Below are 15,820 nucleotides of genomic sequence, written 5' to 3' on the forward strand. Positions count from 1 at the left end.
TCAATGCGTAAGTCTTTTGTAGTAATCGTCCTCGCGGTGCTGGTGGCGTTATACGCTTCTTTGTTCGTGGTTCAGGAAGGTCAGCGTGGCATCGTGCTGCGCTTTGGCAAGGTTCTGCGTGACAGCGACAACAAGCCGCTGGTGTATGCGCCAGGCCTGCACTTCAAGATCCCGTTTATTGAATCAGTGAAGACGCTGGATGCGCGTATCCAGACCATGGATAACCAGGCTGACCGCTTTGTGACCAGCGAGAAGAAAGACCTGATTGTCGATTCTTACCTGAAATGGCGTATCAGCGATTTCAGCCGTTACTATCTGGCAACCGGCGGCGGTGATGTTTCACAGGCCGAAGTGTTGCTGAAACGTAAGTTCAGTGACCGTCTGCGTTCCGAGATTGGTCGTCTGGACGTGAAAGACATCGTCACCGACTCGCGCGGTAAGCTGATGTCAGACGTGCGTGATGCATTGAACACCGGTACCGTGGGTGACGATCAAGAAGTCACCACCACCGAAGCCGATGACGCTATCGCCTCTGCAGCAGCGCGTGTTGAGAAGGAAACCACCGGCAACCTGCCGAAGGTTAACCCGAACAGCATGGCGGCGTTGGGTATTGAAGTGATCGACGTGCGTATCAAGCAGATCAACCTGCCGGCGGAAGTGTCTGATGCGATCTACCAGCGTATGCGCGCCGAGCGTGAAGCGGTAGCCCGTCGTCACCGTTCACAGGGTCAGGAAGAAGCCGAGAAGCTGCGTGCGACCGCAGACTACGAAGTGACTCGTACCCTGGCGGAAGCTGAGCGTACTGCACGTATCACTCGCGGTGATGGCGATGCCGAAGCGGCCAAACTGTTTGCCAACGCATTCAGCCAGGATCCGGACTTCTACGCCTTTATCCGTAGCCTGCGTGCTTACGAAACCAGCTTCAGCAGCAATAACCAGGACGTGATGGTTCTGAGCCCGGACAGCGATTTCTTCCGCTACATGAAGTCGCCTGACTCCACGCGCAAGTAATCACGACAGGTAATTGATCGAGGGCCCGTTTAAACGCGGGCCCTTTCTTTTTGGGAGTTTCTGATGAATTCAACGATCTGGCTGGCGTTAGGGCTGGTTTTGGTGCTGGAAGGCCTGGGGCCGATGCTGTTTCCACAGGCCTGGCGTAAAATGATACTGGCGATGACCCAGTTGCCTGACTCTACCTTACGGCGGTTTGGCGGCGGAATAGTGGTTGCGGGCTGTGTGATCTACTACATGTTGCGTAGTCGCGCGGGGGTTTAAAGGTTAGCCTAAAAAATACGCAACTCAACGCTAAAAGTGCTGAAACTCACGAATTACGGTGGTAGAATCCATTTTTAAGCAACCGGTGATTTTTAAAATGGGTAAGAACGTTGTCGTACTGGGCACTCAATGGGGTGACGAAGGTAAGGGCAAGGTCGTAGACCTGCTGACCGAACGGGCTCAATATGTAGTGCGCTATCAAGGTGGTCACAACGCTGGCCATACTCTGGTAATTAACGGTGAAAAAACCGTCCTTCATTTAATTCCTTCAGGCATTCTGCGTGAAAACGTGACCAGCATCATCGGCAACGGTGTAGTTCTGGCGCCAGACGCGTTGATGAAAGAAATGGGTGAACTCGAAGCGCGCGGCATCCCGGTACGCGAACGTCTGTTACTGTCCGAAGCCTGTCCGCTGATCCTGCCTTACCATGTTGCGTTGGATAACGCGCGTGAGAAAGCACGTGGCGCGAAAGCTATCGGTACCACCGGTCGCGGTATCGGCCCGGCTTACGAAGATAAAGTAGCTCGTCGCGGTCTGCGCGTCAGCGACCTGTTCAACAAAGAAACCTTCGCCGTTAAGCTGAAGGAAATTGTTGATTATCATAACTTCCAGTTGGTTAACTACTACAAAGTCGAAGCCGTTGATTACCAGGCGACTCTGGATTACGTGCTGTCTATCGCCGACATCCTGACTGCAATGGTTGTTGACGTTTCTGAACTGTTGGACGGCGCGCGCAAGCGTGGCGACCTGATCATGTTCGAAGGCGCACAGGGTACCCTGCTGGATATCGACCACGGTACCTATCCGTACGTAACCTCTTCCAATACCACTGCTGGCGGCGTTGCTACCGGTTCAGGTATTGGTCCGCGTTACGTGGATTACGTGCTGGGCATCGTGAAAGCCTACTCCACCCGCGTGGGTGCAGGTCCGTTCCCAACCGAACTGTTCGACGAAACTGGCGAATACCTGTGCAAACAGGGTAACGAATTCGGCGCCACTACTGGCCGTCGTCGTCGTACCGGCTGGTTGGATGCCGTAGCGGTTCGCCGCGCAGTGCAGATCAACTCCCTGTCTGGCTTCTGCCTGACCAAGTTGGACGTGCTGGATGGCCTGAAAGAAGTGAAAATCTGCGTGGGCTATCGCATGCCAGATGGCCGCGAAATGACCACCACGCCGCTGGCGGCTGAAGGTTGGGAAGGTATCGAACCAATCTACGAAAGCATGCCTGGCTGGAGCGACACCACTTTTGGCGTGAAAGAACACAGCAAATTGCCACAGGCAGCGCTGGACTACATCAAGCGCATTGAAGAACTGACTGGCGTACCGGTAGACATTATCTCTACTGGCCCGGACCGTAGCGAAACCATGATCCTGCGCGACCCGTTCGACGCATAATCTGGCTTTGCTGCACTTAGGCTGTGTCCCGCAATAGTGCGTGAGTGCCGCTGGCGGTCATTTGGACGCGCAGCAAGGCGCGAGTCGTGAGGTTTGGTGGGCCAAATAAGCGGCTCGTAACACAGGTGCGCGTTCAAATGGCCCCAGCCCTTCGGGTCGCGCCCCAAAAAACCGTACTCTGTGTTGTCGGGCTTGAACGTAGGCCCACTATGTTCATCGCCCTCCGCCTTGATTACGGGCTTTTGGGTCTGCGACGGCACCGCGACCTATTACGGGACGCAGCCTGTACAAACCGGGCGTGTCCCGGTTTGTTTTTATCCTGATTTTCCCCGATTGCGGTTTCACGTCCAAAAATCCTTTCTTTAACCTGTCCCCGAGCTCGACATGCGCTAAATAATTAGCGGCGAACTCTCTGGCTGGTTTATTATCCAATAAGTAATCTTTTGAATAGTGCCGAAAATCGGCGTATCAGACGGGTAAAATGATACCCAGAGGTAGATGTGCAGTTAACAAGTTTTACTGATTATGGCCTGCGGGCGTTGATCTACATGGCCTCGCTGCCACCGGACAAAATGACCAGCATCTCGGAAGTCACCGAGGTCTACGGCGTGTCCAGAAACCATATGGTAAAGATCATCAATCAGTTAAGCCGGGTTGGGTTTGTCACCGCAGTGCGCGGTAAGAACGGCGGCATCCGTTTAGGCAAACCGGCCGAAACCATTCGCCTCGGCGACGTGGTCAGGGCGCTGGAGCCGCTCTCACTGGTTAATTGCAGCAGTACGTTTTGCCACATAACCCCTGCCTGCCGACTGAAGCAGGTGCTCCAACAGGGCGTACAGAATTTCCTTGAAGAGCTGGATAACCACACGTTGGCCGATATGGTCGAAGACAATCCATCGCTCTACAAGCTATTGCTTGTCGAATAAAGCGTCGCTGAGAAGACAAGGCTCAGCGGCACCCTGCTGATGACAACGGAGGAACCGCAATGTCACAAGATCCATTCCTGGAACGAGAAGCAGAAAAATATGAATCCCCCATTCCGAGCCGTGAATTTATTTTGGCCCATTTGGCGAAAAGAGAAACGCCGGCCAGCCGCGAAGAGCTGGCCAAAGAGCTGAATTTAACCGGCGAAGAACCCCTGGAAGCGTTACGCCGTCGCCTGCGGGCGATGGAACGTGACGGCCAATTAATCTTTACTCGCCGCCAGTGCTACGCGCTGCCGGAACGTCTGGACCTGCTGCGCGGCACCGTGATCGGCCACCGCGATGGCTTTGGCTTCCTGCGTATCGAAGGCAGCAAAGACGACCTGTATCTGTCAGCTGAACAGATGAAGATGGCGATCCACGGCGACGTGGTGTTGGCACAGGCCATGGCTGCAGATCGCAAGGGCCGCCGCGAAGCGCGTATCGTCCGTGTGCTGGTGCCTAAAACCAGTCAAATCGTCGGCCGCTTCTTTATGGACGCCGGTACCGGCTTCGTGGTGCCGGATGACAGCCGCCTGAGCTTCGATATCCTGATCCCGGCCGACGCCGTCAGCGGTGCGCGCATGGGCTTTATGGTGGTGGTTGAACTGACCCAGCGCCCAACCCGCCGTACCAAAGCGGTTGGCAAGATTGTCGAGATCCTTGGCGATAAAATGGGGACCAGCATGGCGGTAGATATCGCGCTGCGCACCCATGAAATCCCGCATGTTTGGCCGCCGCAGGTGGAAAAACAGGTAGCCGACCTCAGTGAGCAGGTACCGGAATCCGCCAAAAAAGGCCGCGTCGATCTGCGTAAACTGCCTTTGGTAACGATTGATGGCGAAGATGCCCGCGATTTCGATGACGCAGTCTACTGCGAGAAAAAACGCGGCGGCGGTTGGCGCCTGTGGGTTGCCATTGCCGACGTCAGCTATTACGTGCGTCCGCGCACGGCACTGGATGACGAAGCCCGTAACCGTGGGACTTCAGTGTACTTCCCATCGCAGGTTATTCCGATGCTGCCGGAAGTGCTGTCTAACGGCCTGTGTTCGCTTAACCCGCAGGTAGACCGTCTGTGCATGGTGTGTGAGATGACCATCTCTGCACAAGGACGCCTGTCGACGGCCAAATTCTATGAAGCGGTCATGAGCTCTCACGCCCGCTTAACGTATAACAAGGTCTGGCATATTCTGCAGGGCGATCAGGAGCTGCGTGAGCATTATCACCCGCTGGTCAAACACCTGGAAGAATTGCATGCGATGTACAAGGTGCTGGATCAGGCGCGTGCTGAACGTGGCGGTATCGCTTTCGAAACCGAAGAAGCCAAGTTTATCTTTAACGCCGAACGTCGTATTGAGCGCGTCGAACCTACGGTGCGTAACGACGCTCACAAACTGATCGAAGAGTGCATGATTATGGCGAACGTCGCCGCTGCACGCTTTGTCGAGAAAAATAACGAACCGGCGCTGTTCCGCGTGCACGATCGCCCAAGTGACGATCACATCAGTGCACTGCGCAGCGTGCTGGGCGAGTTGGGCCTGACGCTGGGCGGGGGCAACAAGCCGCAGCCGAAGGACTACGCCACACTGATGGATGAAGTGTCCGAACGTCTTGACCATGAAATGCTGCAAACCATGCTGCTGCGTTCGATGAAGCAGGCGGTTTACGATCCGGAAAACCGCGGCCACTTTGGTCTGGCGCTGGCTTCTTATGGCCACTTCACCTCACCGATCCGCCGTTATCCGGATCTGGCGATGCACCGTGCGATCAAGTACCAACTGGCCAAAGAGCACGGCGAACCGAAAGAGCGCTGGACGCCGACCGGTGGTTGGCACAGCGAATTCGAAGAAATGCTGCAGTTGGGCGAGCACTGTTCGATGGCTGAACGTCGCGCCGATGAAGCGACGCGCAACGTTGCCGACTGGCTGAAATGCGACTTTATGCAGGATCACGTCGGTGAAGTGTTCAGCGGCATTATTGCCAGCGTGACCGGCTTCGGTTTCTTCGTGCGTCTCAACGATCTGTTTATCGACGGCCTGGTGCACGTATCCTCGCTGGATAATGATTATTATCGCTACGATAATATCGGCCAGCGTCTGATTGGCGAATCCTCAGGCGTGGTTTATCGCCTGGGCGACACGGTAGAGATCCGTGTGGAAGCGGTGCATATGGATGAGCGTAAAATTGACTTCGCTCTGGTCTCCAGCACCCGCAAACCACGCGGTGAAGGCAAAACTGAACGCGATCGCGCCAAGAAAGGCGGTCAGCGCACCTTGCGTGATGGCGCAGGCGCAGGCCGCACCTCGTCACCGCGCAAACGCCGGGGCGGCAAACCGCCTGCCAATTTTGAGCCTGACAGCGCCTTCCGTAAGGATGAAGCCAAGCCCGCTGACAAGGTGAAGAAAGACAAAAAGGCGAAAGCCAAGAAAGTGTCCGACAAAACCCGGAAAATAGCGGAGGCGACCAAGGCCAAACGCGCCGGCAAGAAGAAAGGTGCTGAGCAGGCTTAACCTGCCACACGTCATTATCACCGGCAGGCGTTTGCCTGCCGCACAGTAAAAAGAGCATCATGAGCGAAATTATTTACGGTATTCATGCCGTCAAAGCCCTGTTAGACAACGATCCGCAACGCTTCCTGGAAGTGTTTATCCTCAAAGGCCGCGACGATCGTCGGCTACAGCCGTTGATTGCCGAGCTGGAAGCGACCGGCATTGTTATCCAGGTGGCGAACCGCCAGTGGCTGGATGAGAAGGTCGAGGGTGCGGTGCATCAGGGGATCATTGCCCGGGTGCGCGAAGGACGCCAGTATCAGGAAAATGACCTGCCGGCGCTGCTGGAAAGCGTGGATACCCCGTTCCTGCTGGTGCTGGACGGCGTGACCGACCCGCATAACCTCGGTGCCTGCTTGCGCAGCGCCGACGCGGCCGGTGTGCACGCGGTGATTGTCCCGCGCGATCGTTCTGCCCAGCTGAACGCTACGGCCAAGAAAGTGGCCTGTGGCGCGGCGGAGAATGTGCCGTTGATTCGCGTCACCAACCTGGCGCGCACCCTGCGATTGTTGCAGGAGATGAACGTCTGGATCGTGGGCACTGCGGGCGAAGCCGACCACACGCTGTTCCAGAGCAAAATGACCGGCCCGATGGCGCTGGTGATGGGGGCGGAAGGCGAAGGTATGCGTCGTCTGACTCGCGAGCACTGCGACGAGCTGATCAGCATTCCGATGGCCGGTACGGTTTCTTCACTAAATGTTTCGGTGGCGACCGGTATCTGCCTGTTTGAAGCGGTGCGTCAACGCAGTTGATTTATCCGTAAGGGCGCAGCTTTTGCGCCCTTAATTCCTTTCTCAATGCCTACCCTGTGATCTCGCCTGCGGCAGAATTCCCCCTGACGACCATAATTACTCCTGACGCTTTTATCAGGGAGCAAGCCAATGGTCTGGAATACACACACCGTTTTTAATCAGCCGAAGCCGCTGGGCAACAGTAATCTGTTCCTGTCCGATACGCCATTGCATGAAGCCATTCAGCGTGAGCAGGCCGGTTGGGATGCGGACGTGCTGGCCTCGCTGGGCCAACAGTTGGGCACTCAGGAGTCGCTGGAGTTGGGGCGGCTGGCCAATGCCAACCCACCGGAACTGCTGCGCTATGACGCCACCGGCCAGCGATTGGACGACGTCCGTTTTCATCCCGCCTGGCACATCCTGATGCAAGGGCTGATAGCCAACCGGGTGCATAACCTGCCGTGGCAGGAGGACGCCCGAATCGGCTCTTTTGTGGCGCGGGCGGCGCGGTTTGTATTACATGCGCAGGTCGAGGCCGGCACTTTGTGTCCGGTGACCATGACCTTTGGCGCAATTCCTTTGCTGCTGCGCTCGTTGCCTGCGGAGTTCCAATCCTGGCTAACGCCGCTACTGTCCGATCGTTACGACGCGCATTCATTGCCCGGCGGGCAAAAGCGCGGTTTGCTGATCGGCATGGGAATGACCGAAAAGCAGGGCGGTTCCGATGTGCTGAGTAATACCACCACCGCCAGCCCGCTGGGTGCACGCGGCCCAGGAGAAGCCTACCGTTTGGTCGGCCACAAGTGGTTTTTCTCGGTACCGCAGAGCGATGCGCACCTGGTGCTGGCGCAGACCGAAGGCGGGCTGTCCTGTTTCTTCCTGCCGCGAATTTTGCCTGATGGCACGCGCAATGCCATAAGGTTGGAACGGCTGAAGGATAAGTTGGGCAACAGGTCCAACGCCAGCAGCGAAGTAGAATTCCAGGATGCCAGCGCCTGGCTGGTGGGCGAGGAAGGGGATGGTGTACGACATATCCTGAAAATGGGGAGCCTGACGCGTTTTGACTGCGCACTGGGTAGCCACGGGCTGATGCGGCGCGGACTGTCGGTGGCGTTGTACCATGCTCTGCAGCGGCAGGCGTTTGGTAAGACGCTGATTGAACAACCGATGATGCGGCAGGTGCTGGCGCGAATGGCCCTGCGCCTGGAGGGGCAGACGGCGGCCCTGATGCGTCTGGCGCGTGCTTATGACAGCGCAGGTAGCACGCCCCTGGAGCAGGCGTTATGCCGAGTGATGACGCCTGCGGCGAAGTTTGAAGTCTGCCGGCAAGGCATTCCTTTTATTGCTGAAGCCATGGAGGCGTTGGGCGGCATCGGCTATTGCGAAGAGAGCGAACTGCCGAGGTTGTACCGTGAAATGCCGGTAAACAGCATCTGGGAAGGCTCCGGCAATATTATGTGTCTGGACGTCATGCGCGCCTGGGGCAAGCTGCCGGCGGTGCAGGAGGCGCTGGAGCAGGAACTCGGTGAAGTGAGAGGGCAGAACCGCCATTATGATCACCAATGGCGACGGTTGCTTCAACTGATGCGCAAACCTCATGAAGAGCAAGGACGTGCGGTGACCGGCGCCTTGTTTAATCTGTTCGCGGCGGCGCAGCTTCTGCGTTACAGTTCACCGCCGCTGGCGGAAGCCTGGTGTCAAATGATGCTTGATGCCCGTGGTGAGCGGACATTGCCGGAAAGGCTGTGCGAAACGCTGTTTACCCGCGCGATGGGCGGCTAGGTAAAACGGTGGCGCCGCAGCCGGAAAAGCTTTTTAATTCAGCTCTTGGCCCGTAAGGGATACTGACCTCTGACCAGGAAACATGACATGGATATTCTCAGCGCGTTGGCGGCATTCGCCTCTTATTTCTTCAGTGGCTTTGCCATGGTTCTGGTGTTTTTGTTCGTTTATACCCGCATTACGCCGCATGACGAATGGGCGTTGATCAAAGCCGACAATCAGGCCGCCGCTTTTGGATTTGTCGGTGCCTGTCTCGGGTATGTCATCCCGCTGGCGAGTGCAGCGATCAACTCCGTCAGCCTGTTGGACTATCTGTTGTGGGGCGTGGTGGCGCTGGTGGTACAGCTGCTGCTGTTTGCGGCGGTGAAAATCTATATGCCGCGAATTAGCGACAAGATTGAGTCCAATCACGTGGCGGCCGGGATTTTCCTCGGCGGCGTGTCGATCAGTGGCGGTGTGCTGAATGCGGCCTGCATGACCTACTAAAGGTAAAGTATTGCGGAGGCGCGCCAGCCTGGCTGATGCGCCTGTTCTTCCATTCGCAGGATGCGGTAATAGCTTGCCCCATGCTCATCCGCCTTTTGGGCGATCAATTGTTCTACGTCCTGAGGGGAGCCGGAGAGGTTGTTCAGGGTGATTTCCGCCATTTCGCTGAGTGGCGTAACGCGGTCTGCGGGGGCCAGTTCAGCGGACTGGGCGCTGGCGCAGAGTAACCCCATAGAAAGCAGGAGGGCGGTGAGTGCGGCGGAGCGTGTCATGGCGTTCCCCTTCGTCGGATCCTGGATTCACGGCCGCGGGCTGCGGCGCGCTGTTTGCCAGTGTGCTCTATCCAACTTCAGTCTGTGCAAAGCCAATGTAAATCTTATTAAAACTCCAGCAGTTACCGATACAGGATCGCCTGCGAATACCACTGGCCGGGAACCACGGTTTCGCTGTTCATGATGATCATGTAATAGCGCGCGCCGCTGGCATTGGCCTTCTGCTGAATTTCCGCTTCCACATCCATCGGGCTGCCGCGCACCAGGGCGCTGGTGGTGCCTATTTTTTCCAGGCTACCGGTTTGTGCCCGGGTTATCTCCTGCGCCTGTCCGGTCGGCGGTGGGGGCGCTTTGGGCGTCGTGGTCATCATGCCACAGGCGCTAAGCAGCGTGACCAGCGTCAAGGAGAGCAGCAGGCGGGACATTTTCATAGATACCTCAAGAAAGCGGATAGCGTGATTTGAGTGTAACCCATTATAAATTGGAACAGATTGAGCTAATGCTTTTTAGCGCAAGTTTGCCATTATGAAGGCAATGGCGATGCAGAGGGAAAATGAATGATTGAAATTTATGACGAGCGATCAGGAGATATTGCGGTCATCCATGCCGTGCCGCAGGGGCAGTATCATCAGCCGTTGCCGACGGTATTTTTCTACCATGGTTATACCTCGTCGAAAGAAGTCTACGCCTACTTTGCCTACGCGTTAGCCAGGGTGGGATTTCGCGTGGTGCTGCCGGATGCCGATTTGCACGGCGAGCGTTTTGACGGCGATGAACAAAAGCGGTTGTCCCGCTTTTGGGAGATCCTGCGCAGCAATATCGATGAGTTACCGGCGTTGAAGGCGGACTTTGAACGGCGCGGGCTGATTGCCGAAGGGCGCATCGGCGTCGCGGGCGCGTCCATGGGGGGGATGACGACGTTGGGAGGCTTTGCTCGTTATCCGTGGGTGAAAGCTGCGGCGAGCCTGATGGGGGCCGGTTATTACAGTTCCCTGGCGCAGACGCTGTTCCCACCGCTGGATGAACAGGGAAACCTCTTGACGGCGAGCGGTTTTGATACGCGCATTGCCGCGCTTGCGGATTATGGCCTGGAACGCCAGTTGGAAAAAATTGCCGATCGTCCGCTGCTGTTATGGCACGGCGAAGCGGACGATGTGGTCCCGGCGGCTGAAAGTCGACGCCTGGCAACCGAGCTTCGCCAGAGTGGTTGGGACCGGCAACTGACATTTTTGACTGAACCGGACGTTAAGCACCGCATCACGCCGTTAGCGCTCGACGCAACGACCGAGTTCTTCGTGAAAACCTTATAAAAAAAGCCCCCTGCGGGCAGGGGGCTGACGACATTTTCACATTTTAATTTGCCGCTTTTGGGCGCGGCTTGCTTCCCTGGCACTGCATGCAGGCTTAACGATACAGTTCCGCGCTGACGTGAATGGTGCTGTTGTTTTCCGGTTCGTGCAGCGCAATGATCCGGTAGGCGGTCGCGCCGCGTTGATCGGCTATTTTGCTCACCTGGCTGCTGGCGTCATCCGGCGACACCACATTCTGGTTCAACGTGACGAATCCCACGCTCTGGCGTTGGTCAGCCTGATGCGAAGTGATTTCGGTAGCGGCCATGACGTTGGCGGAAAACAGTAAAGCAATGGCGGTGGCGATGGTAATGCGTTTCATAAGTGCCTCTCTTAACTGTTTGCTTCAACGGCCTGACAGCAGGTGCCAGTGCAGCAAAAAGTTATTTGTCTGTATTGAATAAGCTCAAATCTTTTTCGTCGCGCTGTCTGCGGCGGATAACAACAATTTTAGACCTTCCGGCAGGATTAAAAAGGGGGGGGTTTTGATGTCATCATTCAAAAAAAATGAACTAATTTTGCGCGTCAGTGATGATTTCATTGAAAGATTTTTTGAACTGATGGATCTGTGTACATAGGTTGTACAGATAGCAAATCGTGCTATTTACGTATCAGGCCCGCATTACCGATAATAAATACCCTTCTGTCCTTGAGTTTCCCAGCCTGCGCAAGTATGATTACGCGTCATTTTTTCAGCCGCACACACATACACGTTCCTTGCTTCCATGGGCCGCGGTTGACCCTGACAGGAGGCTGAATAATCCGTAAGGAGCAATTCGATGCGTCATTACGAAATCGTTTTTATGGTCCATCCTGACCAAAGCGAACAGGTTCCGGGCATGATCGAGCGTTACAGTGCTACCATCACTAACGCTGCTGGTCAGATTCACCGTCTGGAAGACTGGGGCCGCCGTCAACTGGCTTACCCGATCAACAAACTGCACAAAGCTCACTACGTTCTGCTGAACGTTGAAGCTCCGCAGGAAGCGATCGATGAGCTGGAAACTAACTTCCGCTTCAACGACGCCGTTATCCGTAGCATGGTTATGCGCGTTAAGCACGCGGTAACTGAAGCATCTCCGATGGTTAAAGCGAAAGACGAACGTCGTGGCGATCGCCGCGAAGACTTCGCTAACGAAACCGCAGATGATGCAGATGCTGGGGATTCTGAAGAGTAATTGCCGCCGTGACATCTAATCGTCTGGTTTTGTCGGGCACTGTGTGCAAGGCGCCGGTTCGAAAAGTGAGTCCTTCCGGGATCCCCCACTGCCAATTTGTGCTAGAGCACCGTTCGCAGCAAATGGAAGCCGGATTTAGCAGGCAAGCATGGTGCCGAATGCCCGTGGTTGTCAGCGGACAACAGTCACAAGCACTAACTCAAAGATTAACGGTCGGCAGTCAGATAACCGTGCAAGGCTTCGTAAGCTGCCATCAAGGGCGCAACGGGCTGAACAAACTGGTTCTGCATGCCGAGCAGATTGAATTGATAGATTCTGGAGACTAGCCTAATGGCACGTTATTTCCGTCGTCGCAAGTTCTGCCGTTTCACCGCGGAAGGCGTTCAAGAGATTGACTATAAAGACATCGCTACGCTGAAAAACTACATCACTGAAAGTGGTAAAATTGTCCCGAGCCGTATTACCGGTACTCGTGCAAAATATCAGCGCCAGCTGGCCCGTGCTATCAAGCGCGCGCGCTACCTGTCTTTGTTGCCGTACACTGATCGTCATCAGTAATCGGCCACTGTCCATTAACGACTTTGAGAGGATAAGGTAATGCAAGTTATTCTGCTTGATAAAGTAGCAAACCTGGGCAGCCTGGGTGATCAAGTTAACGTTAAAGCGGGCTACGCCCGTAACTTCCTGGTACCACAGGGCAAAGCTGTTCCTGCTACCAAGAAAAACGTAGAGTTCTTCGAAGCACGCCGTGCTGAACTGGAAGCCAAACTGGCTGACGTTCTGGCTGCTGCTGAAGCTCGCGCAACCAAGATCAACGAACTGGGTTCAGTCACCATCGCGTCTAAATCAGGCGACGAAGGTAAACTGTTCGGCTCTATCGGCACCCGCGACATCGCTGACGCAGTTACTGCGGCAGGCGTTGAAGTTGCCAAGAGCGAAGTTCGTCTGCCGAACGGCGTTCTGCGTACCACTGGTGAACACGAAGTTCACTTCCAGGTACACAGCGACGTGTTCGCACAGCTGAATGTAGTTGTGGTTGCAGAAGCTTAATCGCTCCTGCCAGCCAAGTTAAAACGCCAGCCTCGTGCTGGCGTTTTGCTTTTCTGCGTCCGGTAAAACGCGCTACCCTGCTATCACAGCTTGAATGAGGAGCAGCGGAAATGGCGGAGATTATCTTGCAGCGCGTTTACGATTTTACCGGCCCTGCACCGGAGCACTGCTATTTGATTGATCGTTTGTGGCCGCGAGGCATCAGCAAGGAACGATTGCAGGGCGTGCAGTGGCTAAAGCAGGTTGCGCCGGATAACGCGCTGCGGCAGTGGTTTCATCAACATCTTGACCGGTGGGACGAGTTCGAAAGCCACTACCGCTTGCAACTGGCTCAAAACGACGCCTGGCAGCCATTGGTAGCTTTACTAACACAGGGGCAACCCTTGACCTTACTTTATGGCAGTAAAGACACACAGCACAACCATGGCATCGTGCTGCGCGACTTTCTGTTAAGGCAGTTAGCGGATTAACGCTCGCGACGATAGCCGCCGTCGGCCTGGCGGCGAAATAACACCTGACTGTTGTCAGCGGTGGTGACAGATAGCGCGGTGATCACGCCGTTGGTATCACGTTCGATACGCACTTCCTGGCCAGCCTTCATGTTGCTGAGCGGCTTATCGTTCCCTTCCACCTGCGCCATGGCGAAAACTTCGTTCACCGGCAGGTTGTTGTCACGGAAAAGCTGCGCCAGCGTCTGGCCCGGTTGGATCTGGTAGCGTTGCCAGTTGCCCGCCGGTTCCGGCTCTACAGCGTGCTGCTGCTGAGTGTCGTTTTGCAATTCGGCCTGCAAGGGAACGCTGTTTTCCTGCTGGGTGACAGGGAATGGCTGTTTTTCCGATGAATACGGCCACAGCAGTGCCAGCAGCAGGATGATGCCGAAAATCAGGGTCCAGCGACGATGAAAATAAGGCAGTGGCTCCATCCAACCGAAGCCGTCCGGCAGGTGCCAGATCTTCAGCAGTAACGCTTTGATGTTTTGCCCCTTACCGCTTTCCGGTGGTTGTTCTGAATCCGGGTCTTCTACCGACGCTGGCGCGGAGCCGGGCTTCAGGCGCTGACTGAAGTTCAGCCAGGTACGCAACAACGGCTGGTAGATACGGGTGGTCTTCCTTCTCCTGGGCGAGATTCTGCCCATGGTAACCTCTCTTCAACGGCGTAAAAATATCACGGTACAAAAGGGTGTACCGCCGACCCGATGCCCTGTTTTCAGTATAGTCCGCTAACTGATTGAAGTGAAAGGCAGCAGCAAACCCATACCTGTTGCGGCAGGCGATTCGCCTGGGCGCGCGGGAGCGGGTGTTAACTGAGGGTTATTGTTTCTTTTTCTACGACAAAAGTCATCATTCTCCACACAAGATTTTACCCGGCATTGCGGCGCTGTTATGCTGCGCTTTCGACTTTTTACAGACTAAAGGAAAACCCCATGACAACCCCTTCTTTTGACAGCGTTGAAGCGCAGGCGAGCTACGGGATTGGTTTACAGGTCGGCCAGCAGCTGCAAGAGTCCGGTCTGGAAGGTTTACAACCGGAAGCTTTGCTGGCAGGTTTGCGTGACGCGCTGGAAGGGAATGCCCCGGCGGTTCCGGTAGACGTGGTGCACCGTGCGCTGCGCGAAATCCACGAGCGTGCGGATGCCGTGCGTCGTGAGCGTCAACAGGCGATGGCCGTTGAAGGCCAGAAATTCCTGGAAGACAACGCCAAGCGCGACGAAGTTACGCTGACCGAATCCGGCCTGCAGTTCTCCGTGCTGGAACAGGGCAACGGCCCAATCCCGTCCCGTCAGGATCGCGTGCGTGTGCATTACACTGGCCGTCTGATTAACGGCGACGTGTTCGACAGCTCCGTAGAGCGCGGTCAACCGGCAGAATTCCCGGTTAGCGGCGTGATCCCTGGCTGGATTGAAGCGCTGACCCTGATGCCGGTCGGTTCCAAATGGCAGCTGTATATTCCACACGACCTGGCCTACGGCGAGCGTGGTGCCGGCGCATCCATCCCGCCATTCAGCGCGCTGGTGTTCGACGTCGAACTGCTGGAAATCCTGTAATTCTCTAACAGATTTCTCTGGGCGCCTTGATGGCGCCCTTGTTTTATGCGCCGTTCAGCGCGCGGGGGAACAACAGGTTGTTCTCCAGATTGATGTGTTCCATCAGGTCATCAATAAACTCGTCGATACCACCATACAGCGCCTGCCAGGTATTGCAGGCACCTTCCGGTGGCGTCACGTTGTGGGTGAGGAACTTCACCACTTCCAGCTGTTCGCCCGCTTCGTCATGCTCATGTTCCATTACCGAGATCGGCCCAGCCGCCTGCCGGCCCATACCCTGCTTGATCATCGGGAACAGGATCTGTTCCTCTTTCATCATGTGATTTTCCAGATCCAGCCGGATCAGGTTCAGCTGTTTCGCCAGACCGCGTGGACAGGTGGCTTTGTCGGCATGAACCCGTTCGACTTTTTCCGCCATCAGTACCAGCTCGGCCAGCTGCTCGCGGTGCCGCTGATGGAAGCGTGGCAGAATATAATCAATCAGTTCACCGAGCGGTGCAGTACGCCAGTCATGGCTTGCTGCCGGTCTGGCGGCGAGGGCGGCCAATTCGCTTTCAAGCTGCTCGAGATCCAGTCCTTTACGCTCGGCCGCGCGTTGCAGCGTTTGTTTTCCGCCACAGCAGAAATCCAAATCGTTCAGGCGGAACAGGCGTGATGCCCGGGGAATAGCGATGGCGAGAGCGCCGAGGGATTGATTACGGTAATCCATGAGAGTGCCTCTTTAAATGAAAAATTTATAACATGCA

At 55.8% G+C, this 15,820-nt stretch carries 20 protein-coding genes; 15 read left to right on the plus strand and 5 right to left on the minus strand.

Features of this window, described 5'->3' with window-relative positions; genetic code table 11:
• Positions 1-3 precede the first annotated feature (3 nt).
• The 8 genes from hflC (at position 4) to EBA31_RS00925 (ending at position 9,181) form a co-directional block, all read left to right on the plus strand.
• The gene (gene hflC, locus EBA31_RS00885; protein WP_020824908.1) at positions 4-1,011 is read left to right on the plus strand and encodes a protease modulator HflC; all 1,008 of its coding nucleotides are present in this window, start codon (positions 4-6) and stop codon (positions 1,009-1,011) included.
• Between the two features lie 63 nt (positions 1,012-1,074).
• A complete protein-coding gene (locus tag EBA31_RS00890; protein ID WP_122076706.1) occupies positions 1,075-1,275 on the plus strand; it encodes a DUF2065 domain-containing protein in 201 nt (66 codons plus the stop codon).
• Between the two features lie 97 nt (positions 1,276-1,372).
• The gene (locus tag EBA31_RS00895; protein WP_041415174.1) at positions 1,373-2,671 is read left to right on the plus strand and encodes an adenylosuccinate synthase; all 1,299 of its coding nucleotides are present in this window, start codon (positions 1,373-1,375) and stop codon (positions 2,669-2,671) included.
• A gap of 500 nt (positions 2,672-3,171) precedes the next feature.
• Positions 3,172-3,597 carry a nitric oxide-sensing transcriptional repressor NsrR gene (gene nsrR / locus EBA31_RS00905; protein WP_020824911.1) on the plus strand — a complete coding sequence of 142 codons (426 nt, stop codon included), beginning with the start codon at positions 3,172-3,174 and terminating at the stop codon, positions 3,595-3,597.
• A gap of 59 nt (positions 3,598-3,656) precedes the next feature.
• Positions 3,657-6,143, plus strand: a complete 2,487-nt coding sequence (gene rnr / locus EBA31_RS00910) for a ribonuclease R (RefSeq protein ID WP_122076712.1) — start codon at positions 3,657-3,659, stop codon at positions 6,141-6,143.
• Between the two features lie 59 nt (positions 6,144-6,202).
• Positions 6,203-6,934 carry a 23S rRNA (guanosine(2251)-2'-O)-methyltransferase RlmB gene (gene rlmB / locus EBA31_RS00915; RefSeq protein ID WP_020824913.1) on the plus strand — a complete coding sequence of 244 codons (732 nt, stop codon included), beginning with the start codon at positions 6,203-6,205 and terminating at the stop codon, positions 6,932-6,934.
• 129 nt (positions 6,935-7,063) lie between these two features.
• Positions 7,064-8,695 carry an isovaleryl-CoA dehydrogenase gene (locus EBA31_RS00920; RefSeq protein ID WP_122076716.1) on the plus strand — a complete coding sequence of 544 codons (1,632 nt, stop codon included), beginning with the start codon at positions 7,064-7,066 and terminating at the stop codon, positions 8,693-8,695.
• Between the two features lie 87 nt (positions 8,696-8,782).
• On the plus strand, positions 8,783-9,181 hold the full coding sequence (locus EBA31_RS00925) for a DUF350 domain-containing protein (protein WP_020824915.1): 399 nt from the start codon (positions 8,783-8,785) through the stop codon (positions 9,179-9,181).
• Here the strand turns inward: EBA31_RS00925 and EBA31_RS00930 are convergent.
• On the minus strand, positions 9,178-9,453 hold the full coding sequence (locus tag EBA31_RS00930; protein ID WP_122076720.1) for a DUF1471 domain-containing protein: 276 nt from the start codon (positions 9,451-9,453) through the stop codon (positions 9,178-9,180). The two genes, EBA31_RS00925 and EBA31_RS00930, sit on opposite strands and share 4 nt — an antisense overlap.
• A gap of 122 nt (positions 9,454-9,575) precedes the next feature.
• Positions 9,576-9,884 (minus strand): biofilm peroxide resistance protein BsmA, encoded by a 309-nt coding sequence (gene bsmA, locus EBA31_RS00935; protein ID WP_020824917.1) that lies wholly within the window; start codon positions 9,882-9,884, stop codon positions 9,576-9,578.
• A 126-nt stretch (positions 9,885-10,010) separates the two neighbouring features.
• Between bsmA and yjfP the strand changes: the two genes are divergently transcribed.
• Positions 10,011-10,763 carry an esterase gene (gene yjfP, locus EBA31_RS00940; RefSeq protein ID WP_122076724.1) on the plus strand — a complete coding sequence of 251 codons (753 nt, stop codon included), beginning with the start codon at positions 10,011-10,013 and terminating at the stop codon, positions 10,761-10,763.
• Positions 10,764-10,857: 94 nt separating this feature from the next.
• Here yjfP and EBA31_RS00945 read toward each other — a convergent pair whose 3' ends face one another.
• Positions 10,858-11,124, minus strand: a complete 267-nt coding sequence (locus EBA31_RS00945; protein WP_020824919.1) for a DUF1471 domain-containing protein — start codon at positions 11,122-11,124, stop codon at positions 10,858-10,860.
• Between the two features lie 457 nt (positions 11,125-11,581).
• On the opposite strand from EBA31_RS00945, the gene rpsF reads away from it, so the two are divergent.
• The 5 genes from rpsF to EBA31_RS00970 all read left to right on the plus strand — a co-directional run bounded on the left by rpsF (position 11,582) and on the right by EBA31_RS00970 (position 13,500).
• On the plus strand, positions 11,582-11,980 hold the full coding sequence (gene rpsF, locus EBA31_RS00950) for a 30S ribosomal protein S6 (RefSeq protein WP_006317459.1): 399 nt from the start codon (positions 11,582-11,584) through the stop codon (positions 11,978-11,980).
• Positions 11,981-11,988: 8 nt separating this feature from the next.
• The gene (priB, locus tag EBA31_RS00955; RefSeq protein ID WP_006317460.1) at positions 11,989-12,306 is read left to right on the plus strand and encodes a primosomal replication protein N; all 318 of its coding nucleotides are present in this window, start codon (positions 11,989-11,991) and stop codon (positions 12,304-12,306) included.
• A gap of 4 nt (positions 12,307-12,310) precedes the next feature.
• Positions 12,311-12,538 (plus strand): 30S ribosomal protein S18, encoded by a 228-nt coding sequence (gene rpsR, locus EBA31_RS00960; RefSeq protein ID WP_000135199.1) that lies wholly within the window; start codon positions 12,311-12,313, stop codon positions 12,536-12,538.
• A 39-nt stretch (positions 12,539-12,577) separates the two neighbouring features.
• Positions 12,578-13,030, plus strand: coding sequence for a 50S ribosomal protein L9 (gene rplI / locus EBA31_RS00965; protein WP_004933629.1), 453 nt, complete (start codon positions 12,578-12,580; stop codon positions 13,028-13,030).
• Positions 13,031-13,140: 110 nt separating this feature from the next.
• Positions 13,141-13,500 carry a DUF488 domain-containing protein gene (locus EBA31_RS00970; RefSeq protein WP_122076728.1) on the plus strand — a complete coding sequence of 120 codons (360 nt, stop codon included), beginning with the start codon at positions 13,141-13,143 and terminating at the stop codon, positions 13,498-13,500.
• Here EBA31_RS00970 and EBA31_RS00975 read toward each other — a convergent pair.
• Positions 13,497-14,165, minus strand: a complete 669-nt coding sequence (locus EBA31_RS00975; protein WP_122076732.1) for an OapA family protein — start codon at positions 14,163-14,165, stop codon at positions 13,497-13,499. The two genes, EBA31_RS00970 and EBA31_RS00975, sit on opposite strands and share 4 nt — an antisense overlap.
• 288 nt (positions 14,166-14,453) lie before the next feature.
• Between EBA31_RS00975 and fklB the strand changes: the two genes are divergently transcribed.
• On the plus strand, positions 14,454-15,074 hold the full coding sequence (gene fklB, locus EBA31_RS00980) for an FKBP-type peptidyl-prolyl cis-trans isomerase (protein ID WP_020824922.1): 621 nt from the start codon (positions 14,454-14,456) through the stop codon (positions 15,072-15,074).
• A gap of 43 nt (positions 15,075-15,117) precedes the next feature.
• On the opposite strand, the gene ytfE is transcribed toward fklB, so the two are convergent.
• Positions 15,118-15,783 carry an iron-sulfur cluster repair protein YtfE gene (gene ytfE / locus EBA31_RS00985; protein ID WP_046374657.1) on the minus strand — a complete coding sequence of 222 codons (666 nt, stop codon included), beginning with the start codon at positions 15,781-15,783 and terminating at the stop codon, positions 15,118-15,120.
• Positions 15,784-15,820 lie beyond the last annotated feature (37 nt).

The sequence above is a fragment of the Serratia sp. P2ACOL2 genome, from assembly GCF_003691565.1.
GTDB classification, from domain to species: domain Bacteria; phylum Pseudomonadota; class Gammaproteobacteria; order Enterobacterales; family Enterobacteriaceae; genus Serratia; species Serratia liquefaciens.